18 protein-coding genes and 1 tRNA gene are annotated in these 25,765 nt (G+C 59.0%); 3 read left to right on the top strand and 16 right to left on the bottom strand.

Annotated elements, in window-relative coordinates; translation table 11 throughout:
* Positions 1–290 precede the first annotated feature (290 nt).
* Positions 291–1,289 carry a GGDEF domain-containing protein gene (locus tag ACW9I6_RS13110; protein WP_177020608.1) on the top strand — a complete coding sequence of 333 codons (999 nt, stop codon included), beginning with the start codon at positions 291–293 and terminating at the stop codon, positions 1,287–1,289.
* A 120-nt stretch (positions 1,290–1,409) separates the two neighbouring features.
* Here the strand turns inward: ACW9I6_RS13110 and ACW9I6_RS13115 are convergent, their stop codons facing one another.
* The 3 genes from ACW9I6_RS13115 to gabD form a co-directional block, all read right to left on the bottom strand.
* Entirely contained in the window at positions 1,410–2,618 is a 1,209-nt protein-coding gene (locus ACW9I6_RS13115) for an HDOD domain-containing protein (protein ID WP_003218151.1), read from the bottom strand.
* 137 nt (positions 2,619–2,755) lie between these two features.
* On the bottom strand, positions 2,756–4,033 hold the full coding sequence (gene gabT / locus ACW9I6_RS13120) for a 4-aminobutyrate--2-oxoglutarate transaminase (RefSeq protein ID WP_087693631.1): 1,278 nt from the start codon (positions 4,031–4,033) through the stop codon (positions 2,756–2,758).
* 182 nt (positions 4,034–4,215) lie between these two features.
* A complete protein-coding gene (gabD, locus tag ACW9I6_RS13125; protein ID WP_003218155.1) occupies positions 4,216–5,658 on the bottom strand; it encodes an NADP-dependent succinate-semialdehyde dehydrogenase in 1,443 nt (480 codons plus the stop codon).
* A gap of 395 nt (positions 5,659–6,053) precedes the next feature.
* Here gabD and ACW9I6_RS13130 point away from each other — a divergent pair.
* Positions 6,054–6,130: transfer RNA gene (locus tag ACW9I6_RS13130), tRNA-Arg, on the top strand.
* Positions 6,131–6,187: 57 nt separating this feature from the next.
* Here ACW9I6_RS13130 and ACW9I6_RS13135 read toward each other — a convergent pair.
* The 6 genes from ACW9I6_RS13135 to ACW9I6_RS13160 form a co-directional block, all read right to left on the bottom strand.
* Positions 6,188–6,787, bottom strand: a complete 600-nt coding sequence (locus ACW9I6_RS13135; protein ID WP_457339412.1) for a hypothetical protein — start codon at positions 6,785–6,787, stop codon at positions 6,188–6,190.
* A complete protein-coding gene (locus ACW9I6_RS13140) occupies positions 6,784–7,344 on the bottom strand; it encodes an RNA polymerase sigma factor (protein ID WP_003218160.1) in 561 nt (186 codons plus the stop codon). The genes ACW9I6_RS13135 and ACW9I6_RS13140 overlap by 4 nt, the downstream gene beginning before the upstream one ends.
* 26 nt (positions 7,345–7,370) lie before the next feature.
* Positions 7,371–9,032 (bottom strand): vWA domain-containing protein, encoded by a 1,662-nt coding sequence (locus ACW9I6_RS13145; RefSeq protein ID WP_177051502.1) that lies wholly within the window; start codon positions 9,030–9,032, stop codon positions 7,371–7,373.
* 74 nt (positions 9,033–9,106) lie between these two features.
* Complete coding sequence (locus ACW9I6_RS13150) at positions 9,107–9,700, bottom strand: hypothetical protein (protein ID WP_008433680.1); 594 nt, start codon at positions 9,698–9,700, stop codon at positions 9,107–9,109.
* An 88-nt stretch (positions 9,701–9,788) separates the two neighbouring features.
* Positions 9,789–12,377 (bottom strand): autotransporter domain-containing protein, encoded by a 2,589-nt coding sequence (locus tag ACW9I6_RS13155; RefSeq protein WP_457339413.1) that lies wholly within the window; start codon positions 12,375–12,377, stop codon positions 9,789–9,791.
* A 349-nt stretch (positions 12,378–12,726) separates the two neighbouring features.
* Positions 12,727–13,419, bottom strand: coding sequence for a hypothetical protein (locus ACW9I6_RS13160; RefSeq protein ID WP_102367864.1), 693 nt, complete (start codon positions 13,417–13,419; stop codon positions 12,727–12,729).
* Between the two features lie 390 nt (positions 13,420–13,809).
* Here ACW9I6_RS13160 and ACW9I6_RS13165 point away from each other — a divergent pair, with 390 nt between their 5' ends.
* Positions 13,810–14,067, top strand: coding sequence for a hypothetical protein (locus ACW9I6_RS13165; RefSeq protein ID WP_008433674.1), 258 nt, complete (start codon positions 13,810–13,812; stop codon positions 14,065–14,067).
* Positions 14,068–14,117: 50 nt separating this feature from the next.
* On the opposite strand, the gene ACW9I6_RS13170 is transcribed toward ACW9I6_RS13165, so the two are convergent.
* The 7 genes from ACW9I6_RS13170 to ACW9I6_RS13200 all read right to left on the bottom strand — a co-directional run bounded on the left by ACW9I6_RS13170 (position 14,118) and on the right by ACW9I6_RS13200 (position 25,748).
* Positions 14,118–14,507 carry an SCO4402 family protein gene (locus tag ACW9I6_RS13170; RefSeq protein WP_008433672.1) on the bottom strand — a complete coding sequence of 130 codons (390 nt, stop codon included), beginning with the start codon at positions 14,505–14,507 and terminating at the stop codon, positions 14,118–14,120.
* 144 nt (positions 14,508–14,651) lie between these two features.
* On the bottom strand, positions 14,652–15,140 hold the full coding sequence (locus tag ACW9I6_RS13175; RefSeq protein ID WP_008433671.1) for an Imm6 family immunity protein: 489 nt from the start codon (positions 15,138–15,140) through the stop codon (positions 14,652–14,654).
* Between the two features lie 358 nt (positions 15,141–15,498).
* Positions 15,499–16,224, bottom strand: coding sequence for a hypothetical protein (locus ACW9I6_RS13180; RefSeq protein WP_008433670.1), 726 nt, complete (start codon positions 16,222–16,224; stop codon positions 15,499–15,501).
* Between the two features lie 4 nt (positions 16,225–16,228).
* On the bottom strand, positions 16,229–16,390 hold the full coding sequence (locus ACW9I6_RS13185) for a hypothetical protein (protein WP_008433669.1): 162 nt from the start codon (positions 16,388–16,390) through the stop codon (positions 16,229–16,231).
* A 136-nt stretch (positions 16,391–16,526) separates the two neighbouring features.
* Positions 16,527–16,763, bottom strand: coding sequence for a methyltransferase domain-containing protein (locus ACW9I6_RS13190; RefSeq protein ID WP_256579544.1), 237 nt, complete (start codon positions 16,761–16,763; stop codon positions 16,527–16,529).
* A gap of 135 nt (positions 16,764–16,898) precedes the next feature.
* Positions 16,899–17,357 (bottom strand): SMI1/KNR4 family protein, encoded by a 459-nt coding sequence (locus tag ACW9I6_RS13195; protein WP_008433668.1) that lies wholly within the window; start codon positions 17,355–17,357, stop codon positions 16,899–16,901.
* 6 nt (positions 17,358–17,363) lie between these two features.
* Entirely contained in the window at positions 17,364–25,748 is an 8,385-nt protein-coding gene (locus tag ACW9I6_RS13200) for a two-partner secretion domain-containing protein (RefSeq protein ID WP_457339414.1), read from the bottom strand.
* Positions 25,749–25,765 lie beyond the last annotated feature (17 nt).

Raw genomic sequence — 25,765 nt, forward strand, 5'->3', positions numbered from 1 at the left:
CCAAGATTTTGGGGCCGCTACGCAGCCCAGCGGGAGCAAGCTCCCTCGCCACAACAAGCTCCTTCCCCATAGCAGCCCCTCCCCACCGCAACTCCTTCCCCACAGCAAGCCCCTCCCCCCAACAAACTCGCTCCTACATGTTTCTGGCGCCATTTCTTGGTCGCCTCTAATCGGCGCTGATAACGGAACTTCGCAGCAAATTCCCCCTCTCAATCAACACTTCGCCATCCCGGCGGCCCTTGTTGTGACCGCTGCCCAACCCCGCGGCCTGCCCAGAGAGAGTTGTGCCGATGGTCCCCGAACAGACCTTCACCGACACCCCCGTCCTCGAACAGCCACGACCGGCAGCCGCCGCTACGTTACTGGCCCTGATGCATGCTCAGGGCGAAGTGGAACGGCTGAGTGAACGCGAGCAACTGCTGAGTTCGCTGTTGGTCAGTGTGAATGCCGTGCTCTGGGCAATCGAGTGGGACACTCGCCGCGTGCTGTACGTCAGCCCGGCCTATGAGCGGGTTTTCGGACGTACGGCGGGCATGTTGTTGACCGACTATCGGGAATGGCGCAACAGCATCCACCCCGAAGACCTCGACTACGCCGAGCACAGCCTGGCCCAGGTGCTGCACAGCGGCGCCGTGGAAGACCGCGAGTACCGCATCATCACCGCCGACGGGCAGATCCGCTGGCTCAGCGACAAGTGTTACATCAACCAGCAGGCCGAGCCCGGCCAGCCGGTGATCGTGGTAGGCATAGCCGAAGACATCACCGAAAAGAAGCAGCTGGAGCTGGAGCTGCACCGCCTGGCCACCACCGATGTGCTGACCCGCAGCAGCAACCGCCGGCATTTCTTCGAGTGCGCCCACCACGAGTTTGAACGCGCCTGCCTGCAAGGCACGCCCCTGGCGTTCCTGTTGCTGGACATCGATGACTTCAAGGTGGTGAACGACACCTACGGCCACCTGGAAGGCGATCAGGTGTTGCAGCGTATCGCCGAGAGCGGTCGGGGAGTTCTGCGCCGTGGCGACCTGTTCGGGCGCATTGGCGGCGAAGAGTTCGCCGCCATACTGCCCGGTTGTGCCCCGGAGATGGCAATGCAGGTGGCCGAACGCCTGGGGCACGAGATTGCGCAGCTGAGTTTCAGCCACGACGGTGAGAGCTTCGCGGTCACCGTCAGCCAGGGCCTGGCCAGCCTGACCGCCGAGGACGCCAACGTGGACAGCCTGTTTGCCCGCGCTGACGCGGCCATGTACGAGGCCAAGCGCCAGGGCAAAAACCGCGTGCTCCCCGGCTGACGCCACACGATGACCTGTGGGAGCCGGGCTTGCCCGCGATGCAGGCACCTCGGCGTGTTGGTTGTACCGGGATGATGCTATCGCAGGCAAGCCAGCTCCCACACTGGCACGCATCGCCTGCTAGGTTTTGCGCATACGCGTCAATTCCGGCAAACCCACCTTGAGCAAGCGTGCCGTCTTGCCTTTCGCCAATGCCTCGACGCCTTCATGCTCGGTCAGCCGCGCCAGTTGCGCCGCCAGGTTCATCACCAGCGCTTCGCGGGAATACACCCCGCCCTCCAGCGAATAAATCGCCGCGATCAACTGGCGCAACTCCAGCGGCAGGCGCCAGCGTGTACGCAGTGCCGAACCATAGGCCGCGCCGAAGGTGTAGAGGGACTCGCCAATCGCTTCATCATCCAGTTCGCCACCGCCCAGCAGCCAGTCTTGCAGGCACCGCAGCAAGGCCAGGTCGCCAAGGCGATGGAGGATCCCGGCGCTGTAGCAGCGCTCGTGATCCAGGTCGAGCATGCGCGCCAGGCTGCGGGCGTAGTCGGCGGTACGCTGGGACAGCTGCCAATGACGCTCGGCGTAATCCACAAGGCTCGGGTCGCTCAGTACCACGTTGTGCTTGAGGGCGAGCCCCAGGATCAGGTTCATGCTCTGCCCCGCCGCCAGCTTGTGCAGGGCCATGCCCAGGGTCTGTACCGGCGAACCGTGATGGCCGGCGCTGTTGGCGGCGGCGATCAACACGGCAGTAATCTGAGGGTCCATGCGCACCTGCTCTTCCAGGCGCTTGAGATCCAGGCCCTCCGGCTCCAGGCTATGTTGCACCGCAGCCTGCACGTCGACCCGCAGCGGCGCACCGTCTGAGGCTTCCCGGCGGCGCTCCAGAAACACCGGCAAGGTCATGCCCGGCGCCAGGGCCGGGACTTCGCAATACACCGTCTCACCTTCGTTCAGCAGCAAGTCCTGCAGGCGCTGGGTCAGGCTTTCCATGTTCAGGGGTTTGGTCAGGTACGCGGTCGGTGCCAGGGGCAAAGCTTCGCGCACACTGGCGCTGTCGTTGCGGGTACTCAGCAGGATAAACGGCAACAGCGGCGTACGCCGTTGCAGGCGCACGCTGCGCAGCAGGCTCAGGCCATCGACGCCGGGCAGCTCCCAATCGGCAATGATCAGGTCATAGGGTTTGTCACGCAGCAACTCGGTGGCCCGCTGGCCATCGGCACACACATCCAGCCGTGCGTCACAGCGCACATTCAGCAACACCTGCTTGAGCAGATCTCGGGACCAAGGGTCGGCCTCGGCAATCAACACACGGGGTACAGCCGGTAAATCAACAGCAGTCATCCAGCACGCTCCATCGGCAATACCAGCACCTTAGACAAAGGAGCCGCCTGCGTACAATGAACAACGGCTGAATACCGTTCATCGGGCACAAAAAAACCCGCCTAAGCGGGTTTTTTGTCGATCAGGTCAACTTTTGATCACAGCTCGGAGAAGCACTCTTCGATGATCGCCAGGCCTTTGTCCAACTGCTCGTCCGGCGAAGTCAGCGGAACCAGCACGCGCAACACGTTGCCGTAGGTGCCGCAGGACAGCAGGATCAAGCCCTTGTCACGCGCCTTGGCCACCACGGAAGCGACAGCAGCGGCGTTCGGCTTGTGGCTGTCGCCATTTTCGAACAGCTCGACCGCAATCATCGCGCCCAGGGCACGCACTTCGCCGATCACCGGGTACTTGGCCTGGATAGCTTTCAGACCGGTCACCAGGCGCTCGCCCACAGCCTTGCAGCGGTCCAGCAGGTGCTCTTCTTCGAACACTTCCATCACGGCCAGGGCCGCGGCGCAAGCAATCGGGCTGCCAGCGTAAGTGCCGCCCAGGCCACCTGGCGCAATGGCGTCCATGTATTCAGCCTTGCCGCATACACCGGCCAGCGGGAAGCCGCCTGCGATGGATTTGGCGAAGGTGGTCAGGTCGGCGGCAACGCCCATCTGTTCCATGGCGAAGAAAGTACCGGTACGGCCGGCACCGGTTTGCACTTCGTCGGCGATCAGCAGGATGCCGTGCTTGTCGCACAGTTCGCGCAGGCGCTTCATGAAGGATTTAGGCGCGACGTAGAAACCGCCTTCGCCCTGCACCGGCTCGATGATGATGGCAGCGATATCACGCGGCTCGGCATCGTTCTTGAAGATGCGTTCGATGCTGGCGATGGAGTCGTCATCGCTCACACCGTGCAGCTCGTTCGGGAACAGCGCGCGGAACACGCCGCCTGGCATCAGGCCCATGCCGGCCGAGTACGGCACGACTTTGCCGGTGAGGCCCAGGGTCATCATGGTGCGACCGTGGTAGGCGCCGGTGAACGCGATCACGCCGGCACGGCCAGTGGCGGCACGGGCGATCTTCACGGCGTTCTCTACCGCTTCGGAACCGGTGGTGACCAGCAGGGTTTTCTTGGCGAAATCACCCGGGACCTTGGCGTTAACTTTTTCGCACAGCTCAACGTACGGCTCGTAGGCCAGTACCTGGAAGCAGGTGTGAGTCAGCTTGTTCAGCTGTTCGGTCACGGCGGCGATGATTTTCGGGTGCACGTGGCCGGTGTTCAGCACGGCGATACCGCCGGCGAAGTCGATGAACTCGCGACCTTCAACGTCGGTCACGGTGGCGTTCTTCGCCGACTCGGCGAAGATCGGGTGAATCTGGCCAACACCGCGTGGTACAGCGGCTTCGCGGCGTTTCATCAGGGATGCGTTGGTCTTGCTCATAAAGTCCTCATTCGCCACTCATCGGGTGGCGTGGTCCAAGGAATACGTGGCGGGGAGGCAACTACGGCAGCATGCGATGATCGACTGCCACAGCTTTCCCGGCCACTACGAATAACGGGGTGAAACACGCAAAGGGACAGCGCTCTCGTGCCCTTTGCGTTTGCAGCAATGCCTTGCCGGGCTTAGATGCCCAGGCAGAGGTATTTGATTTCCAGGTAATCCTCGATCCCGTACTTGGAGCCTTCACGGCCCAGGCCCGAAGCCTTGATGCCGCCGAACGGCGCCACTTCGTTGGAGATCAACCCGGTGTTGACGCCGACCATGCCGTATTCCAGGGCTTCAGCCACACGGAACACACGGCCCAGGTCGCGGGCATAGAAGTAGGAAGCCAGGCCGAACTCGGTGTCGTTGGACATCGCGATCACTTCGGCTTCGTCTTTGAAGCGGAACAGCGGCGCCAGTGGGCCGAAGGTTTCTTCCTTGGCCACGGCAGCATCTTTCGGCACGTTGACCAGGATGGTCGGCTCGAAGAAGTTGCCTTCCATCACCTTGCCGCCAGCCAACAGGGTCGCGCCTTTGCTCAGGGCATCAGCGATGTGCTCCTGAACCTTGGCCACGGCCTTCTCGTCGATCAGCGGGCCGGTGGTGGTGCCCTCTTCCAGACCGTTGCCGATCTTCAGCTTGGCCACGGCCACTTTCAGTTTTTCAGCGAACGCGTCGTACACCGAATCCTGAATGTACAGACGGTTGGCGCAGACGCAGGTCTGGCCGTTGTTGCGGTACTTGGAAATGATCGCGCCTTCGACGGCCTTATCCAGGTCTGCGTCGTCGAACACGATGAACGGCGCGTTGCCGCCCAGTTCCAGGGAAACCTTCTTGATGTCCTTGGCGCATTCGGCCATCAGCTGGCGACCGATTTCGGTGGAGCCGGTGAAGGACAACTTACGCACGATCGGGTTGCTGGTCAGCTCGCTGCCGATATCGCCGGCGCTGCCGGAGACCACGCTGAACACACCTTTCGGAATCCCGGCACGCTGGGCCAGTTCAGCCAGGGCGAACGCGGAGAACGGGGTTTGCGACGCAGGCTTGAGCACCATGGTGCAACCGGCAGCCAGGGCCGGGCCGGCTTTACGGGTGATCATCGCGGCCGGGAAGTTCCACGGCGTGATGGCAGCGGTAACGCCGATTGGTTGCTTGATCACGATCAGGCGCTTGTCCGGCTGGTGGCCGGGAATCACATCACCGTAGACGCGCTTGGCTTCTTCGGCGAACCACTCGATGAACGAAGCGGCGTAAACGATTTCGCCCTTGGCTTCGGCCAGCGGCTTGCCTTGTTCCAGGGTCATCAGGCGAGCCAGGTCATCCTGGTTCTCGATGATCAGCTCGAACCAGCGGCGCAGCTTGTTGGCGCGGTCCTTGGCGGTGAGTGCACGCCAGGCCGGCAGGGCCTTGTCAGCTGCTTCAATGGCGCGACGGGTTTCGGCGGCGCCCATTTTTGGCACGGTACCGAGGATTTCGCCGGTAGCGGGGTTGTTGACCTTGATCGTTTGACCGTTGTCCGCATCGACCCAAGCGCCATCAATAAAGGCTTGCTGGCGGAACAACTGGGTGTCTTTGAGCTGCATGTCGGCTTTCCTTAACAGCACCGCGCACGCGCGGAGCGAATTAGAGTTGTTGAAAGGCGCCTTGAGGGCTGCCGTCAGGGAAATCATTCACTGGGCGCAAGCACGTAAATAGCGCACGAAAGGACAAATGTGCGGTTCAGCACCCAGGCAGGAGCGTTTGAAATCTCAAACGAATCCTAGGATCAATGGGGGTGCAGGGCAATAGTCTGTTCGAAAAAAAGAACGAAAACGGCGCATTTGCTCGATTTTTCTGATCAGCGTGTTTCGGGCGAGTTCCGCCCTATTGCGCCGAGACGCCCGGCACAGGGCGCCAGCGGCGCGTATTCCTACGCGCGGCCGGGCGAAAAGCGGCATGGACGCCCAAGGTCGACATGGGTATGATGTCGCCCGCACAAGCATCCGTAGCTCAGCTGGATAGAGTACTGCCCTCCGAAGGCAGGGGTCGTGGGTTCGAATCCCGCCGGGTGCACCAGATACAGATGAAAAAGCCCCAGGTCGAAAGGCCTGGGGCTTTTTTGTGGGCGTCGATTCAGGGTTTCTGCAACACCTCCAACCGCGCCGGCAAGTCTTCCTTGGGAAAGCGCTTGTGCAACTCCAGCAGCTTCTCATCCGCCGCCTTCGCCTCTCCCGCCTGCCGCAACCGCAGGATTTCCTGCAGCCCTTGCTCCAATGGCGGCAGCACAACAGCCGAGCGCTTGCTCATCTTCGCCACCGGCTCATCCGCCAGCGAACCCGCGACTTCTGCCTGCACCTGCGGCGCACTGTCAGCCTGCGGAGCCACGGAGAATCGAGCCATCGGCGCGGCAGCCGGGGCCGGGCGGGCCAGTTCCTGCGGGGCGGCCGCGTAAGTGCCTGTGGATAACTCCGGCTGCGGCACCGGCGAGCGCGTGACCAAACCAATCATCAGGGCCACACCCGCGACGGTGGCAAACGCCATCTGCCAGCGCGGCCGTTGGCAGGCCTGTAACCAACGCTGCCACAGGCCGGGTTGCCGCACCGGTGCTTCACGGTGGGCGGTGGCCAGGATGAAGGCGTCCAGGGAAGCCGGCGGCTCGCCGCTGGTGTGTTGACGGAAATGCTCGATCAGCAGCTCGTCGTTCGAGTCCTGGGTATGTCGGGGGTCAGTCATGCGGGTACCTCCTCGGCCAGCAGTCGGCGCAGTTTCTGCTGGGCGTAACGCAAGCGGCTTTTTACCGTTTCCAGTGGGGCGCCGGTGAGCGCGGCGATTTGTGGCACTTCCAGCTCGCCATGCAGGCGCAGCAGGAACACTTCGCGCTGATCTTCGGGCAAGTCTTGCAACGCGCTGTCCAGGCGCGCCTGATCACGGCTCAGGCTCAGCAGTTGCTCAGGCCCGGCGCTGTCGTCGGGCTGGCCGTGAAGCTGCTCATCGTAGCTGTCGTGCAGCGGGTTGTGGATGCCGTGCTTGCGCCAGTGGTCGATCAGGCGGTTGCGGGCAATCTGGAACAGCCAGGTGCGAAAACTCGCCCGCCCCTGTGGCTCGCTGGTGCTGCGGATCAGGCTGAGCCAGGTGTCCTGGAACACTTCCTCGGCCAGTTCGGCCTTGTTGCTCAAGGACACGAGAAAACGGTACAGGCCCTGTCGATGCCGCGCATACAGGGCCTCGAACGCTGCACCGTCGCCGCTGCGGTAGCGGGACAGCAGGGCTTCGTCGCTGGGTGAATCCATCAGGTGGCGCACTCCTTTGAGGTGGATCAGTGTTTGGCCGGGGCCTGGAGGCTCTGGGCCAATTCGACCAGTTGCACAAACTCGCCGCGCAAACCAAAAGGGTCGTCGCCCCGAGCGGAGCGGGCCAGTGCGGCCGTGTCCTTGAAACTCATGCTGCCAGTGTAGCGGCCATCACCCTTGAGTTGCTGGGCGAAGGCGGCCACGGCAGCAGAGAAGCGCAGGTCGTCGCTGGGTTTGCCGCTGTGCTGGTTGCTGATCGGGTGTTCGATCAGTCGGCTATCGCCGCCTTCCGCTGGTTTGTAGCGTACCCGCAACATCGCCAACTCATCAGTTTTACCGTCAGCCTTGGTTGCCGATGCGTAGCGCAGTGGCTCCAGCCAGCCCTGTTCACCCTTCGGGACAATTTCATACAACGCGGTCACCGTGTGCCCGGCACCGATTTCTCCGGCGTCGACCTTGTCGTTGTTGAAATCCTCACGCTTCAGGGCGCGGTTTTCATAGCCGAGCAATCGGTATTCGCTGACCTGCGCCGGATTGAATTCCACTTGCAGCTTCACATCCCGGGCCACCACAGCGAGGGTCGAGCTGAGCTGGTCCACCAGCACTTTGCGGGCTTCGCGCAGGTTGTCGATATAGGCGTAGTTGCCATCACCGGCATCGGCCAGTTGTTCCATCAGGTGTTCGTTGTAGTTATCCACACCGAAGCCGAGGGTGGTCAGGGACACGCCGCTTTTGCGCTGGTCGACCGCCAATTGCTTGAGGCTGTCGAAGTCGCTCACGCCTACGTTGAAGTCACCGTCGGTGGCCAGCAGGATGCGGTTGATGCCTTTGTCGATAAACCCTTCGCGGGCCATTTGGTAGGCCATTTCGATCCCCGACGCGCCTGCGGTGGAGCCACCGGCGGTGAGTTGGTCGATGGCGTTGCGGATTTTGGTTTTGTCCCGGCCCGAGGTGGGCTTGAGCACCACTCGCGATTCGCCGGCGTAGACCACCAGCGAGACGCGGTCCTGGTCGCGCAATTGATCCACCAACAGTTTCAGGGTGCTCTTGACCAGCGGCAGGCCTTCGCGGCGATTCATCGAGCCGGATACGTCCACCAGGAACACCAGGTTAGCCGGAGCCAGGTCCGCCACGGCGTGGTCCGAGGCCTTGATGCCGATGCGCAACAGCCGGCTGTGAGGGTTCCACGGCGACGGTGCCACTTCAGTGGTCACGCCAAAGGGCGAGCCGTCGGTGGGCAAGGCGTAGTCATAAGGGAAGTAATTGACCATCTCCTCAAGTCGCACAGCACCTTCGGGCGGCAGGCTGCCTTGATTAAGGAAACGTCGTACGTTGGCATAGCTGCCGGTGTCGACATCGACGCTGAAGGTGGAGACCGGTGTTTCGGCAACGCTGCGGATCGGGTTGTCCGGGAGGTTCTGATATTGCTCCCGAGGCTCGGTCTGGTATTGCATGGCGATCGAGTCGTTCATGACCAATCGCGACGCCATCGGTGCAGGCGCAACCCTCCGCTTGACCATGGCCCCCTGGACGCTGGCGGGCTCACTTTGCACCTCCACGACAGGCGCCGACTCAGCGGGCTTGGCCACGTCACGGGATGAAGAAAGCCCACACCCGGCAAGCGCCACCAGCAGGGTCACGGTGAAGCCTTGGGCGGCAGGGCGCAACAGCAGAAGAGGACGGGACATGGGCTGAACCTCGTGAATGAATGATCCGTTCACAAGGTCAGACGCAAGGGGCTGGCGATTCGGGTTAAAGCAACTTAGAGCGACGGAATATTTCCCGTCGCTGCCACAGTCGCCACCGGGACACGCTCGTTAGGCGCAGTTACGTCATACACATGCTGCTCACAGCCCTTCCCGATAATCACGAATTCCACCAGGTAAACCTTTTGCTTCTCAGGCTTGAAGGTCGAACTCATGGGGCCGCACTCATACACATAGGTTTTGACGAGGCCGACATAGTTGGCGTTGTAGACCCGTGACTCGCCGATCACTTCAAAGGGCTGCCCCGGGTCAGCCTGCACTTCCAACTGCGGGAAGCGTTTGGCGACGGCGCTGTTGCCCACTTCGTTCATCTTGGCGATCCAGCCGAATACCTTGCCACGGCCGGAATCCACCACCGTCCCGAGGATTTCCGGACGCTGATCTGCATCGGAACTACGGCGTACGGAGAACTGCACCGGATAGGTAAAACCGGTTGCCTTCATGATGACCTTGGCGTGTTCGGCGTCCACCTCGACCTTTTTCTGCTGCAACTGGACGCCGTCCGTCAGCAGGCTTGGCGAGGAGTTCCTGGCAGTGGAGTGGCAGCCGGCCAAGACCAGGGCGAGGATTAAGAGTGAGGTCTTTTTCATGGGTTACTTCCTTGAGCACATTTAAAAGTCTGGCTCGGGCTACGTGGGAGAACCGCAGCCCGATGCCGTTTTCTATCGGCCGTAATACTTAAAACGCGTACCGCGCCTTGAGCATGACCCCATCGGCATCAAAACCACTGCGGGCCTGGCGGGTGTAGCTGGCACCCACGGTAAAGTCCGACACCTGGTAGTTCACGCCGACACTGGCTTCATAGCTGTCACGCGCCACCGAAGCGCCGGTGACGGTGAACGCAGAACCGCCGAGCACATAGCTGGAGGTTTGTGCGACGCGATCACCCATCAGGTCGTGATACGCCATCAAGGTTGCTTCCGGCTGCAAGCTACCGGCACCCATGGGCAAGTTGCCCGCCAAGCGCACACCAGCGCCCAGCTCGCCCACTTCATAGCGTTGCGACTGGGTGCTCAGCGCGGCCGAGGAGCCCTTCTCGTCGAAACCGTCCATGCGCACGTTGGCGTAACGCGCTGCCACACGCGGCTCGATCACCACGGCCTGCGACGGCTTGAAGCTGTAGCCGCCGATCACACTGGCAGACAGCACATTGCTGTCGTAACTGCCCTTGGCTGTGGTGCCGGCGATATGGCGTTTGCTGTCGTTGTCGTTATGGCCATAGCTGAGGCTGCCGTCGACGAACCAGTTTTGCAGCGACCAGTTGCCGTACAGCGACAGCGCATGGCCCTCCACATCGGTCTTGTTGCCGAGGTCGGAATGGATGTTGGAGTTAAGGTAGCTGTAAGCCACGCCCAACGTGGTGGTGTCGTTCAAGCGCCCGTCCACACCCACGGCCATGCCGCTGCTGTTGGCCGAGTAGCCGTTGTTGCCGCCACGCCCGTCCTGGTCCATGTTGCTGCTCAGGCCCTGCACCCACACGCCGCCGGTTTGATGGCTTTCGCGCTGGTCGGTGAGGCGGTTGAAGATCGCGCCGTTGACCACGGTCTGGCCCGACAACGCCACGTCCAGGGCGCCGCGATTGACGTCCGGCTTGAGTTGTTCGCTGACCTGCGCAAGCTGCTGTGCTGTGCCGGCGTCAGCCAGGGTTTGGAACACTGGGTCGTTCTGATTGAGTCCGCTCAGTACGTCGTTTTTAAAGGTGTTCACCGCCGTCGCTGACGCAGCGCCGGCGCCCACCGCGGCGAGCTCCTGCTGCAATTGCTGGTTGTCTTTAACCGCCACCACGGCCTTGACCGTTTGCGCGTCGGCCGAGTAGCTCAGCACGTTCAGCAGAGAGGACGAGCTGGCCACAGACAGGCCATTGTCTTGCACGCTGGTGGCTTGCAACAGGGTGTACTGAGTGCCGTTGTTGGTGCTGGCGAAGTCGCCCGGCTTGGCGCTCACGGTCAGCTTCGAAGCCTGGGCGAAATTCGCTGCACCGTTGACAGTCAGGTACGGCGTTGTCGGCACTACGCTGTCGGCCAGGTGCATATCAATACCTGCGCCGCTAGCAATGTTGAGGTTGCCAGTGATCGCAGTACCGGGCGCCGACAGGTTCAGCGAGCCCGAGTTGACCGATACCGGCGCGATGATGCGGCTGCCGGTGAAATCGGCCTGGCCTGCGACATTCACCGCGCTCAAGTTGAGCAGGTCGCCGGTGATTTTGCCGCCGGTCCAATTCAGCGTGGCAAGGTTGGCGGCGTCGATGGCGATGCCGGCGTTACTGCGGATTTCGCCGGCTTGCTGGTTGATCTCGAACGCCGAGGTCTGGTCCGCGGCATCTACATGAATGGCTGTACCATCGGCGCTGATCGTGCCGCGGTTAACGATGCCGCGCGCGCCGGTCGCGCTGTTCTGGGCAAAGGTTGCCCCGGCAAACTCGAAGGCATTGGCGTTGGTGCCCGTGGCCTCGACGGTGCCGGTGTTGAGGATGTAGTCGACCTTACCGTTTAGAAACATCACCGTCTTGGCGTCATTGCCGTTGGCAGAAAGCAGGCCGCTGTTTTCGATGCGCAGAGGGTTGGTGTCGGTTTCCACCTCGATGCCCCAGGCGCCCTCGCCCGTCGCCTTGAGCGTGCCGGCGTTGAGGATTTTGCCGCCGACGGTGGTCCCCAGATTGTTCTGACGGTCGAGGATCAGGCCGATGGCGTAATCACCGTTCATGTCGATCACACCGGTGTTCGAGACGTCGCCGGCGATGGTGGTGCCATGCAGGTAAATGCCTTCGCCGCCATCCACGTAGGAAGGTGAAGCCGGCGGCGTCAGGGGCAGCGTGGAACGGATGGTGCCGGAGTTGATGACACTTCCACCGATGGTCGTCGCGCCGATCTCAAGCCCCTCGTAACCCCCATTTTTCATAAGAATGTTGCCCGCCTGGACCACGTCCCCGGTGACAGTTCCCGGGCTCAGGTTCTGCGGGCCCGACCAGAAAAGCGGGTCCAGGGCAATCGCACGGATGGCGGCGCCCTGGGAATCCAGAGTGATGTCGGCACGGTTGATCAACGAACCCTGGATAGTGGTGTTGGCCACACCCAGTCCGGCAGGGTTGGTGGTGGTCGGCACCACTACTTCGGAGAACGTCCCGTTGATAATCAATGACTCATTAAAGGTCTCGCCGACCCAAATGTTCTTGCCCTGCCCCAGGTCGAACTCCACGGCCAGCGCTTGCGAACTGATTGCGCCGACCATGAGTGCCAACAGGTTTTTCTGGAACTGCTTACGCTTCATTTCAAACTCCATGAACTACATTAAAAGCCGCCAATAGGCCCGGCGGCAGTAGGTGTACTAAGCGAGGGATCAATTGATCCGAATGCATTCCCCCAGGGTGCCTTCCTGAAACGCAGGCGCGCGCCTGTGCACCACAGCGGGCGGTGACAGAAAAGAGGCTTGGGGGGCGAGGTTCACATTAATCCTTAATGTCATTTGAAAACGCTGCAGTCCATGCAGCCCGACCGGTTGCGGGTGGGCGGGGTAAAGACACTGGGATATACAAAATGTTCAAGGTGCTCGGCGGGTTCTATCAAACTGCTCGCGTCAGGATCAGCCACCGCAAGCCACGCGGCGACCTCTCGCTGGTCTACTTGAGCTCCTTCACCAGATAACTCCCGGAGATCTGCGTGATACCCGTCAACGCGCGGCGCAACGCCTCAGGATCAGTGCGATAAGTGAGCGGCGTGTAACCGTAGACATTCTGGCCATTGAACGGCGTGATCGACTCCACCGTGCGCCAGAGCATCTCGTCGCCACGGTCCATGCGCGCCACCACGGTTAGCGTCGGGTAGACCACGCTGCTGAAACCCTGGGTCAGGCGAAAGCCCCACTCGCCTACCGTCAGTTGAATCTGCGCATCGGCCGGCTCGTCGTCACCCACCACTTTGAGCGATGACGTCTTACCCAAGGCATCGATAAAGGCCTGCTTGAGCAACACGCCCAAGTCGATATTTTCGGCGTCCATCACCGTGAGGATCGCGGCCGGCGTCGACATCTCGGCCAGTTGCCCTGCCTTCATGCCGGCGGCAAACCCCGCGCCGCTCAAGGCCGCCGTGCCCAGCTTGGACGCGCCGCTGGCCATGCCGACGCCCGCACCAAGCCCGGCGCCCAGGGCCGCACCCCAGGCTTGTTCACGGCCCATGTAGACCATGTTCTTTTCCCACTTTACGGGCAGCACTTTGACCGTCTTGACCTGTGCGCGATGCTCGGGCGTGAGGGGCTGGCTGACGCAGCCGCCGAGGATGAGGGTGGAGAGGAGAATCAGGAGAAGGTTTTTCACATCAGTCCTTTAATGTTGGTGGTGGGTGGATGCGTTTAATCATCGCCAGGGTGTCGGCAATGGGGGTGAAGACATGAGGCATTGGGAGTGGGCCAGTACTTTGCTGCCTTGCGTGGGTTTGGGTGCGGGCTTATAGTCCGGGCCGTCGCCCACATGGCGATTCAGGTTTGGCGACCTGACAACAGAGCGCAAAAGCATCCCGCTTCTATGCAGGTGTTTTTGCACCCGCAAAGCTGTGCATGATATGGCGGCTGTGCGCGGGAGACCTTCGGGTCTGCCGGTTTTCTCTGTTGCCGGTTCGCCAACCTGCGTACGGCCGCCACCCATTCGTTTGGCGACGAATGAGTGGTGGCTTAATCCACCAACAGAGTACTGACAATGAATCGATACATGCCCCTCACGGGCCACGACTGCACCGTCCCCGCCCTGCTTATCGACACCCATGCGCCCCTCGATGTCCTCCACGACGCCGCCGTGTACCGGATTCGCGCCGTCACCCAACTGCTGGAAAACCTGGCCTTCCGCGACCAACTCAGCAGCGATGCTGTGGTGCTTCAAGACTTCGCCCAATTGCTGGCGATTCCGCTGCGCGATGGGTGTGATTTGCTGGATGTCATCAGTCGCAGACTCAATACCGATCCATCCTGAGTAAAAGCCGGGCGGCCTGGGTGCCGCCCCTTTAACTCGGTTAAACAACCTCACTTACCATGAAGCAAAACTTTTAAAGCATCTTTAGAAACGCACACTATGCGTGCCCACTCTTCTTTTTCCAAATACTCTTTATCAGAAAGATCAGGACCATACTTATCAAAAAGCGCGTCAATAGCTTGAACCACGTCCTCGATGGCTCTAGCTTCCTGATCATTTTTCAAAACTAGCCCTATCCAAGTGTATGCATTTTCAGCGAGCCCTGTATCGTCATATAAAAAATGTATTGTGTAATCAAGTTCATCATAAGCTAAATTCGGCGATGAACGTTCTACCCAGGCACGGAACTGGTAATCTGAGTCCGACAAACCTGCCAGATAGGAAACCAGCTCCTCTCTCATACTCGGAAATTTTAACTCGGAGAGTTCCAAGTTTTCCATTTTTTATACTCACTCTGGGCAAAGGGGACGGATTTATTTAATTGACCTAGCTGGAGTTTTTAAATCTAATATTTAAACAAATCCGTCACTTTTACGTCCTAAATAAATCCTTGCCCTTTACGTTAAAGAGCAACTCTGCCAGCATTAAAACGTGGATTGCCCCCTATTTTCCAAAACGTGTGCAGATAGATAAACACTCAACTTATCAGACAAGCCTATCCGTTCAATATAAGCAACAATATATACAGCAGAGCTCTCGTCCGCCTCACATACCGGCTCAGACATTTGCTCTTGTAGCCCTACAATCTTATAGGCCTTATTGGCAAAAAAACCGATCACCAACAATATTAAAATTAAACTATTTTGTTCTACGCTTTCAGATGCAAAATTTCCTTCTGCCAGCGGTCCGCTCTGCATATCATCGGAGTCTAGATAATATGCTAATTCATCAGCACTGAGCCCTCGATCAGACAACCATCGCCAACACTTATCAACTGCCTCCTGACATTTTTTTTGCGTATCACTCGCCGAGTCAAGGTTACGTAGAGCATAATCAAGCAACAGAAGGAAAATTGAGGCTTTCTTTACCCACATCATACTGTCAATGACTTTAAGCGCTTCTTCATTGTCCATTAACTATTCTCCCATCTTTAACTAGGACTGTTAGACGATTTGGCATTGCTGCCCCTCCCTCAGCGGTAACTCTTAGCAGAAGAGTAGGATAGCGCTGACTGAATTGTTTAACCACCCCATTCAGGTCACTATTACCCGTCAAACCTGCACTACACTTATTACAGATACCACTTGCATTTGGTTAAAGGGGACGGATTTATTTAATTAACTCATAAGAAATTTTTAATATTTAAATAAATCCGCCCCCTTTACGCTGTTATATCATCGACCGAGAAATAGGGGGTCAGACCACTATTAATACTTTAATTAGAAAACCGTGGCCTGAACCCTATTTCCCGCGCCCGATTCTCGCTCTAATTCACGCGTTAAACAAAACTTCTCTCAGCAAGTCCTGCCTCTCTGCCTGAGCCCCTACGGCTGCAGTGAAGCACTGATTATAGGCAGCAATCTTCAAAACGCCGCCCAAATCTTCTACTGCAAAGCAGTCGATATCCATTAACTTCTTTTCGTCGACACCCACTAACTGAAGCAAGGATTTGCTTACCCACATGAAAGCGCCAACCGCCTCAATGTAGCCGTTTCTTAAAACCCAACGCCCAGGATTTTTTGATATATCTACGACCTCTTGGGTCAGCGGAAAAGGCAGCCCATTACTTTTCTTGGGCAGATGAGCGTGTTCGACGCGCTCAACTTCAAAGAGCGTAAGACTCTCGGCATTTTGCCATCGATCATACTCGGCGTCGTAAATTCGAGCCTGAACAAAGCCGGGCTCATCGATTAAAGCTTCAATCAAGGTCTGTGCAACTTCAATCGAATTCGCCAGGTGTTTCATATCAAGCCGATAAAACGCTTTATCTGCCACATACGAAAACTCGACAGAACCGTTTGCCAGCTCAATAAAAAAACTCTGACACTTGTTTTTCTCCAAGTAATTCGAAACGTCCGCCAACCCTATTTTCTTGCCGGTAAAGCCATCAATGACGGTATCCTCATTAAAGTTTTTGAGCTGTTGTATTAGCCGCCCCCATACAACTGAAGCGCCATCATGTAGCCTCTCGCTAAAGACAATTTCAATTTCAGCCATATGATTAGCCACCGAACTCTTTAATAATCACAGTAATATTACGTTGCTTTCCATACTCTATAAGCTTGCTCGCGTCAGCCATTCCGCCCGGTTGAACTCGGATGTCCAAAATTTTCGTTGCCGGTACGCCATCCACGGTAATTTTTGAACTTTGCAAGGTGTCCATATGGGGTCTCATGTCATAAGACCACCCTTTACCTCGGGTATCAATCGTTTTCAAACTCACCACATTGGGTCAAAGGGGACGGATTTATTTAATCAACTCATCTGGATTTTTAAATATTTAAATAAATCCGTCCCCTTTACGCACTTGGTATTTTTCCGTAAGGGTTCGCAGCATTTGCGTTGACAAATATCTTTCCACCAGGCTCAACCACGCGAGTAGCTTCCGGAAGAAAATCCATCATTGAGTTAGTACCACCTGCACTCTTGGGAATGAATGGGTTACTAGCAACAATCTCTCCCACCGAACTATCCTTGAAAGGAAGTTTCGTTGCGTCCGCTCGAATACCAGACTGAATATCTGCTCGGACATCCACGTTTATAGCACCAGGAGTTTGAGCATTCTTCCCACCAAATAACTCAACAGTGGGTTTCCCACCAGAACTAGCTAATTCTCCTGTCGCTTTTGCACCGAGCCTTTCTCAACCATTTTTTAAACGCAGAATCGTTATTCAACTGAAAGACATTATTCTTTTTTCTAAGAAATCGATAAAGTTTTTCGCATACAAACTAGAAGTTTGATCAGAAAGTTCAAGCCTATAAACAGGATACTCTCCATCATTAAGACCATCGTCCGTGGCAAAATAAAATGATTCCCCTGCACCCGGCGGTTCGCAGATAAATAGCCTCTCCTTCCCACACAACCCATTTCGACCGTTAACGATTGACATATAAACGATATCCCCCCCCCTTACACTATCAAAATCCATTTCGTAGATACTATAAATCTCCTCCCCAGATATTTCCCCGCCAGAATAACACTTCAGCCACCATTTATAGCTATCAGGCAACTTCAACCCAAGACGAGCTTCAGCTTTATAAATCCACTCATCAGCAATCCCGTCACCATAATCAGCAAACTCAACGTAATCCGACTCTTTAATAAGATTAATTATTCTCGAATAATCCACGCCTAATTACTCCCCGCTCCGAGCCCGCAACTTCCAATAATCCGACTGATAAGAGTTAAACTCTTTAGCCTGCTTTGTCAATGTTTTTGCATTCAAATCCGTAGGAACTGAAACATAGTCAGTCGTAGGGTTTCTGTATTCTGCAGAGTCTTTGTAACGAGTATACCTAAAGCTTTGAGCGGCATTGGATGGGACATGAAGAACACTGCTATTCTGGCTATGGAAAACAGAACCAACTTCTGCAAGTGAACCACGAGTACCAGCGAATCCATTAACTTCAGTTTGCGAGAGATGATGTAACTCAACTGATTTCCCATCATACCCAATTGGTGCTCGACCCGAGGCCATCCTCTCAAGGTTTGAGCCTTCAACAGTTTTACCTCGTACTCTCCAGGTCGATAGGGCCTCTGGGTCAAAGAGGTCGTTACGTTGATAAACAGTCCTATCTAGAACTGTTGTTTTATTCCAAAAAACATCAACTTTAGGCGTCGTACTTGCAACATTACTACCCGCCGTCGTGCCCGTACCAGCAGAACCTAGCCCTTTTGCACCACTGGCAAGCTCTCCAGCTAACTTACCATTAAAGTATTTACTCGCGCCGCCAAACAGAGCCGCCTGAGCTGCGGATTTCGCCGTGCTCCATGCCAGGTCAGACGTTACGCTCGACTCTCCTGGAAAGGTTTCCGGAAAGAAAGAAGCTAGCACTCGGTCGGGCTCATTGGATTTAAAATCCGCCGTAATCCGGCTAGCAGAATCCCATGCCCCCACCATCGAGGTGGTGCCAAGCGCTCCTAAGCCGATGGGTAAGGCACAGGTAACAACGCCAACACATGCGGGTGACGACATCACCATCCCGGTATATGCAGTAGCCCCTCCGACTAGGCCAAGGGCAGTGTCTTTGCTTGCTCCAACGACCTGCACCGCCTTGCCGTGAGCATTGAGCGTATCGTCGCTCCAATCCTGCCAACTACGGCCACCAAACTGGCCGGTCGCCTCAAGTAACGCGATCTCCTCACTAAAAGTGGCGCCGCGATCCTGAAGTGCCTTGAAGTCCTTATAGGTTTCATCGTTGGTCGGGATCGACTCTGCGCAACTAACCAAAGCGCAGGCCGCCGCATTCAAACGATCAGCCTTTTCCGGATGGAACCGTCGCTGTTCATCCAACGCATCGGCTTGAGACTTGTGAAGCTGGTGGTTGTACTGCGTGGCATTTTTCGCCACCCAGCCACCCTTCTCCAATTTGCTAGCATCTGCATCTTTTTGTGTGGCCGCAGCTAAAACACCGACCAGTTGAGAACTCATGGACAACAATGTCTTGTCGCCCTTCACGATGTCGTTAAGCTGTACGACCAGTGCCTCATTGGCGCCGGCTGCCAATGCGCCTGTACGGAAATCTCCACCCGTTGCTTCGGCCAAGAGGCCACCGACCATCGCATGAATCGCGATCTTGGGAATTGAACCGTTTTCGATGTTCCACTTTTTCGTGTAGTCGCCGACGGCATTGAAGCTGGCCGCTGCCAGGGTATTGAATAGCGCAGTTTTCAGCGCCTCACTCCCACTGCCGCCCTGCCCCAATGCTTTACTCAACAGCGTTGAAGTACCGCCTTGCAATGTCTGGTTCGCGGCAAACTGCCCTACACCAGTCCATGTGTTGAGCTGTGGCCCCGTTATTTGCTTAGTCGCCTGATCAGTATGAGTTCCGGTCCAGCCATCAAAATAAGCTGCGGTCAATCCAGCGGTCACACCGGAAATCGTATACCCCTTCAAAGCATCCGAAGAGGTGACATCCTTGAACACCGCCCCTAAGTTGCCACGATTATTAACGACACTAACCGTCGCATTGGTCGCAGCGCCTGCCGCTACGGCTCCCGCACCTGCCGCGACAGCGACGCCTGCTCCAGCACCTGCAGCCGCAGTCATTGCCAACGGCCCGACAAATGCGGCCATCAGAATTGCTATTACAATCTGCGAGCCCGCACCTAAACCGGAGTTACTGTATTTGAAGCTATCGTGGATCTCTTTGACTTGGCGCCAGTCCACGTCACCGCGCTTTTCAGCATCCTTGAGCCAAGCCAGATTCGGATCGGCTTTGACCATGGTATCGATGGTCTGACTAACGGTTTGCTGATCGATCTGCCTGACATCAATCTTCAATCCGTCGACAGCTTTGATAACGACCTGCCCTTGAGCGATCATTTCACTCTGGCGCAGCGTTTCGTCAGTGTTGCCTTTACCTTTGGCGCTGAACCAAGCGAGGTCACCCTTGCTCTTGGTATGGCTCTCGTCATGAAGGTCTTTGACGCCTTCAAAGACGATGGCCCCGCCACTGTTAAGAATGATGTCATTACCACTATCAAGCTTCGCGACCTGGTAACGCTGGTCACCTTCGCTGATCAACGTGAGGTTGCCGCCAGTCTTGATCTCGGTCCCAACGTTCGTGGTGCGGGTTACTTCGTCTCGCTGCTCTTTCTTCGCGCCCCAGCCACCGTTCTCCTTCATGTCATACAACGTATGAGTACTGTTCTGCGCCGCCAGCAAATTCAACTTATCCCCGCTATACAGATAAGCCTCATTCCCCGCACTGATCTTGCTCGCCACCAGCGTGGTGTCGCGCCCGGCCTGGCTCGTAAAGTCCCTGCCCGCCGTCAGCACACTGGCTAACTGCGTGGTCTGCTCATCCGCGGTCTTAATGCGTTTCTTGCCGTCTTTTTCCTTGCCTTCGACGTTGTGCACATCGCTGACAGACGCCACGTTGAAATCGCGCCCGGCCTGAATGTTCAGGTCCTTACCCGCGGTGGCGTTGCTGCCGATGATGTTGACGTCTTGCCCCGCCACCATGCTCAGGTTGCCACCGGCCGTGACCGTGGCCGCTTGGTTTTTCACGTCGGTGGTGATGCTGGATTTGTGCCCGCCGTCGCTGAAGGCGTGGATCTCGCTGGTGTCGCTGACGGCGATCAGGTTGAGGTCGCGCCCGGCTTTCAGGTCGGCATCGCCGCCGGCGGTGAGTGCACCGTGGTTGGTGAGGTCGCGGCCAGCGTCGATGGCCAGGTTTTCGCGGGCGGTGATGGTGCCGGCGCTGCTGTCGGTGAGGGTGCGCATGCCGGCACCCTGGCGCACCTGGATGGCGGTGTTGTCGTTGGTGATGTCGCCCTTCAGGGTGGTGAGGCTGACCTGGGTGCCGCGTATCTCGCCAGCCATGGAATTGCGGATGCTGTCCTGGGCCAGCAGGCTGAGGTTGTTGCCGGCCTCGATCAGGCCGCCGGTGTAGAGGCTGCCGCTGCTGGCCACTGAGAGGTTGTTGCTGGCGCGCAGGGTGCCGACGTTGATCAGGTCGCCGCCGGTCATCAGGTTGAGGTCGCGGCCCTGGATCAGGCTGTTGCCGCGCACGTTGCGGGAGTCGGCCTGGGCCAGGTAGAGCACCGGCACGAGCACGGTCTGGCCGTCGACCACGCGGTTTTCCATCCACACGATGTCGTGGGTCAGGGCGCCGACTTGCTGGTCAGTGAGGGATACGCCGACGCTCAGGCGCAAGGCGTCCTTGCTGGCCAGGGCGTTGTCCATCAGGTAGCGGAACTGGTCGTAGTCGCTGGTCAGGCCACCGGCGAGGAAGCGTTGCCCGGTTTGCGCCAGCACGGCATCGCGGATCAGCCGTGACTCGTATTGCCCGTCACCCAGGCGACGCCAGGCGTTGTCGGGGCTGTAGCCGAGCTTGCCGAGCATGTAGTCGGAGCTGAAGAAGCCCGCCACAGTGGTGAGGTTCGGGTTGGTCTCGATCAGGTAGTGGCTGGTGGGGTCGGCGTTTTTGATGAACAGGCCGTAGTCGCCCTTGGGCAACTGGAAGCCGGGCGCGGTGGTGGGGTCGACCGGGGTGAAGGACTCGCCGGTGTAGTCCACGGGTACGTAGCGGCCGTCGGGCGCGATGCTGGTCACCGGCAATACGCTGCTTGGCGCCTGGGCGGTGGCGTCGTTGACGTGCTTGCTCAGGTTGATGTTGATGCCGCCGACGGGGATGCCGGTCTGGTCGTCACCGAGGGTGCCGGTCAGTTGCTCCAGGGTGTTGGTGTGCAACGTGCCATTTTGCAGGGTGCGCGCAACGTTGAGGTTGACCGCGCCACCGGCCTGTATCGTCGCGGTGTAGCCCGGGCCGCCGTTGTCGGTCCAGGTGGTGACGTTGCTTTGTTCGGAGAAACGCCAGTCGCTCGACCGGGCCTTGAGCACCTCAAAGCGTGCTTCATCGAAATTACCCGCTGCCACCGCTGCGTTGAAGGCGGGTACGTCGATGTATTCCATCCGGTCCCACTCATCGGTGTCGATGCGCTGCGGGGTGCCGATGACGATGGTGTTCTGCCCGGTGCGAGTCGCGGCGCCCTGGTTGAGCAGGTCGTTGGCGGTGATGCTCAGGTTGCCATTCGCCGCCAGCAGGCTATAGCGGTTCTGGACGTTGTCGCCCTGGATCAGCAGGTCTTTGCCCGCCACCAGGCGCGCAGAGGCCGAGTCCTTGATCGCGGATTCAAGGTAGGTCTGGTTGATGGTGATTTGACCGCGCTTGAACGAGTCGTGCCCGCCGCAGTGCTGGCCGCACTGCCAATTGAGGCTGCCGGTGGTGACGGTCTGGCCCAACTCGAATTCAGCCTTGGCGTTTTCCACATTCCGCGCACTGATGCCGATATTGCCTTCGCTTTCAACCGTACCGGAAAGGTTGCTGAAGCCCGCCGCCATGCCGCCATCGAGCGCCGCGAAACTCAGGTTGCCCTTGCTGTAGACGTCGCCGTACAGGTTGCTGAAGCTGTTCCCGCGCAGGGTCAGATCACCGCCGCTGAACAGCAGCGTGTCCGCGCTATTGCTGATGCCATTGCTGGCGCTGAGGTTGACGTTGCCTTGTGAACCGAGGGTGCCGCGGTTGTTGATCTGTGCGGCGGCAATGTCGAGTTGCTGGCGTGCGGTGAGGTAGCCGAGGTTATCCAGCGTACCGCCCAGGGTGATGCGGGTGGTGGTGCCGCCGGCCAAACGCCCGCCGTTCTGGCTGAGGTTGTTGGCGACCACGCTCAGTTTTTGCTGGGCCGAAAGGCGGCCACTGTTGGTCATGTCGCCGGTCAGGTTGACACTCAGGTCACCGTCGCTGAGCAACTCGCCCGCGTTATCCAGGCTGGCGATATCCAGGGTCAGACCCTTGGCGCTGGCCAGGCGGTCGCCGGCCTTGAGGCTCAGGCCCTGGGTGCTGGTGTAGTGCAAGGCTTCATTGAGTTGCACACGGCCGAGGCCATCGACCCGGCCGAACGACCAGTGGGCGGTGCCCAGGCCATTGATGCTGCCCTGGCTGCCGCTGAGGCTGCTGGTATTGAGGCTGAACACGCCGGTGCCAGCGTGCTGCAGTTGCCCGGCCTGGTTATTCAGATGCCCGGCGCTGAGGCTGAAGGCCTGGCTGCCGAATTCAAGAATGCCGTTCTGGTTATTCAGTTGGTCGGTGACCGTCAGCGTGCTGCTGGCGCCTTCCATCGCCCGCAGTTGGCCGCCCGCGCTGTTGTCGAGGTTGCCGCCATTGAAGGTCAGGCCCTGGTTGGACTCAATCAGGCCGCCTTGGTTGGTCAGTTGGGTACGCGAGGTCAGGCTGAGCTGATTGCCGCTGATCTGGCCGTTGGCGCTGTTGTCCAGAGTGGCGCCGGAGACGGTGACGTGCTCCTTGCCGAACAGTTTGCCGCCCCGGTTGGTCAAGGCCTCGACCGTCAGTTGCAGGTCGCTCTTCAAGGCGGTCAACGCGCCGGCCTTGGTACCGTCTTGGCTGTTGTCGACGCTGTCGGCTGTCACCGTCAAGCTGTCGCCTTGCACGGTGCCGCCCTGGTTGTTCAAGGTGCCCAGCGTCAGGTCGACCGCCGCACCACCGCTGAGGATCATGCCCTGGCGATTGCTCAGGTCCTGGCCGCGGTAGCTCACGCCCTGATTGCCGGCCAGGAGTTGGCCCTGGTCGTTGTCGAGGGTTTGCGCCGCGATATCCAGGCGCTTGCCCCGCAAGGTGCCGCCCTGGTTGTCGAGGGTGGTCAAGGCCTTGACCAGCACACTGCGTTCGGCGGCGTCGATCACACCGTTGGTGTTGGTCAGCAGGTTGCTGATGTTGAGGGTGATGTCGCCGTCATTGCTGACCAGCGCGCCCTTGCTGCTGTTGTCGAGGTCTTGCGCGGTGACAGTGAGGGCCTTGCCCAGCAGGATCCCGGCGCTGTTGCCCAGGCGCTTGCCGGTCAGCAGCAGGTCACCCTCACTTTGAATACGGCCCTGGGTGTTGAGCAATTGGTCGTTCAGCACCACGCTCACACCCGGCACACCACCGGCCAGCAACCCGGCACTGCGGTTGTCGAGGCTGCCGGCGCGGACGTCCAGTTGGTCACCGACGATACGCCCGGCGCGGTTGTCGATCTGCCCGCTTCGCGCATCCAGCAGCAACTGCTTGCCGATGATGGCGCCGCCCTGGTTATCCAGGCTCGCGGCGTGCAGTTCGATGTCGCCCTGGGCGGCCTGCAAGTGACCTTTGGCGTTGTTCAACTGTTGGGCGACGGTCAAGGTCAACTTGCCGGCATCCGCGCTGAGTACACCTGCGTCGTTGTTGCTGAGGCTGCCGAGGGTAGCGGTGAGTTGCCCACCCACCAGCTTGCCGTCCTGGTTGGCGACGTCACCGGCGCGCAGGTTCAAGTCAGTGCCAGCCTGGGCATGACCCTGGCTGTTGTTGAAGGTGTTGGTGACGGTGAGGTTGAGCGCGCCTTTCTCGGCACTGATCAAGCCCTTGGCACTGTTGTCGAGGCGGGCGGCGTTGACCGTCACGGCGTCGGCAACCAGGAAACCGTTCTGGTTGTTGATTGTGTCCGCTGTTACACCGAGGTTGCCCGCGACAATCTGCCCGCCGGTGTTATTCAGCGTGCCGCTGTTGAGCGTCAAGCTGCCGCCCGCGACCTGGATATGGCCCTGGCGGTTATCCAGCGCATCGGTTTGCAGCGTTGCCGCCTGATCGGCACCGAAGCGAATCAGCCCGCCGAGGTTGACGATGGCCGGCGCGTTGATCGCCAGCGCTTGCTCGCCATACACCCGCGCGGTGGCGCCCTGGTTGGTCAGTCTGGCACTGTTCAGCGTGACGGTTTTACCCTGGATCACTGCGCCCTGGTTGTTCAGTTCCCGGGTGGCCGTGGCGCTCAGCGAGCGGCTGGCCAGGACGTTGCCGCTGGTGTTCAGGGTTTGCGTATTCACCACCACATCGCCGGTGGCATTGCGGCTGTTATCGGCCTGCACGCCTGCTTCGATGATGCCCGGGTTGGTGACGGTGGTGGCGTTGAGTTCGATGCGTTGGCCAGCGGCCAGGCTCTTTTGGTTGACCAGTTCTTCAGCACTGCTCACCTGCACATTGCCGGCGGCGTAGACCTTGTCGGTCAGGTTCACGTTCTGCGCGGTGACCTTGAGGTTACCGGTGGTCGCCGTCTGCGCCATGCTCAGGCGCCCGTTGGCATCCAGCTGGATGTCGCCGCCACTGGCGGCCAGCGTACCGTCGAGCTTCACACCCACGCCGGCTTCGGTGCCCACCAGTTTGATCGCACCGGCGTACATACCGCCCAGCGCCGAGGAGTCGATGGCCAGCTCGGGCTTGGCACTGCCGTCATCGGCGCGCGCGGTGGCTTTCAGGCTTTTGGCATCGACGTCGTTACGCCCGGCAATGACGGTCAATTCTCGTGCGTTGATCTGCGCATTGATCTTGGCCGAGCGGGTGATGATTTCGAAGCGGTCGACGTTGCTGGCATTCAAGCCTTCGCCGTCGATGGTCACGGCGCCGCCGTCAACCTGGTAGCGCTGCAACTGGCCGCTGGCGTCGAGCACCGGTTTGCCGGTGGTGAGGGTCACGTTGGGGGTGTTGATGAAGCCGCAGCCGCTGCATGTAACGCCGTACGGGTTGGCGACGATGACCTTGGCCGACTGGCCCGCCACTTCGGTGTAGCCGCGCAGTTGGCTGGGGCTGCCGCCGTTGACTTCGTTGAGGATGACGCTGGCCGCGCCGCCCTTGAGGTTGGGGTTGCCGACGATGTAGCCACCCAGCTGGGTGTTCGTCATGGGGCCGTTGGCGTTGTTGAGGATCACGCCGTTGGGGCCGACGTTGTAGTCCTTGAATTGGTTATGGGACAAGCCACTGCCATTGGGGGTGGCGATGTTCACCACCGGTACGCCATTGCCGGCCTGGCCGACGGTGGTGCCCGGCGCACTGACCACAATGCCTCCGGCCTGGGCCAGCAGCGGCTGCCAGAACAGCGCGTTGGCCAGGATCAGCACCAACCCGCGCTTGGGCAGGCCGAAGAACGAGTCTCGCGGTTTCAGCGCAGCAGAAGGTTGGCGGGCCAGGAAGGCAAAGTGGCGAACATCCATTGTCATATTCTCGATGT

The sequence above is a fragment of the Pseudomonas sp. SDO5522_S412 genome (genome assembly GCF_054071215.1).

Coding starts and splice junctions, on each gene's coding strand:
- ACW9I6_RS13110 (WP_177020608.1), top strand. CDS start 291: ATGGTCCCCGAACAGACCTTCACCGACACCCCCGTCCTCGAACAGCCA.
- ACW9I6_RS13115 (WP_003218151.1), bottom strand. CDS start 2,618: ATGACTGCTGTTGATTTACCGGCTGTACCCCGTGTGTTGATTGCCGAG.
- gabT (WP_087693631.1), bottom strand. CDS start 4,033: ATGAGCAAGACCAACGCATCCCTGATGAAACGCCGCGAAGCCGCTGTA.
- gabD (WP_003218155.1), bottom strand. CDS start 5,658: ATGCAGCTCAAAGACACCCAGTTGTTCCGCCAGCAAGCCTTTATTGAT.
- ACW9I6_RS13135 (WP_457339412.1), bottom strand. CDS start 6,787: ATGACTGACCCCCGACATACCCAGGACTCGAACGACGAGCTGCTGATC.
- ACW9I6_RS13140 (WP_003218160.1), bottom strand. CDS start 7,344: ATGGATTCACCCAGCGACGAAGCCCTGCTGTCCCGCTACCGCAGCGGC.
- ACW9I6_RS13145 (WP_177051502.1), bottom strand. CDS start 9,032: ATGTCCCGTCCTCTTCTGCTGTTGCGCCCTGCCGCCCAAGGCTTCACC.
- ACW9I6_RS13150 (WP_008433680.1), bottom strand. CDS start 9,700: ATGAAAAAGACCTCACTCTTAATCCTCGCCCTGGTCTTGGCCGGCTGC.
- ACW9I6_RS13155 (WP_457339413.1), bottom strand. CDS start 12,377: ATGAAGCGTAAGCAGTTCCAGAAAAACCTGTTGGCACTCATGGTCGGC.
- ACW9I6_RS13165 (WP_008433674.1), top strand. CDS start 13,810: ATGCCCCTCACGGGCCACGACTGCACCGTCCCCGCCCTGCTTATCGAC.
- ACW9I6_RS13170 (WP_008433672.1), bottom strand. CDS start 14,507: ATGGAAAACTTGGAACTCTCCGAGTTAAAATTTCCGAGTATGAGAGAG.
- ACW9I6_RS13175 (WP_008433671.1), bottom strand. CDS start 15,140: ATGGACAATGAAGAAGCGCTTAAAGTCATTGACAGTATGATGTGGGTA.
- ACW9I6_RS13180 (WP_008433670.1), bottom strand. CDS start 16,224: ATGGCTGAAATTGAAATTGTCTTTAGCGAGAGGCTACATGATGGCGCT.
- ACW9I6_RS13185 (WP_008433669.1), bottom strand. CDS start 16,390: ATGGACACCTTGCAAAGTTCAAAAATTACCGTGGATGGCGTACCGGCA.
- ACW9I6_RS13200 (WP_457339414.1), bottom strand. CDS start 25,748: ATGGATGTTCGCCACTTTGCCTTCCTGGCCCGCCAACCTTCTGCTGCG.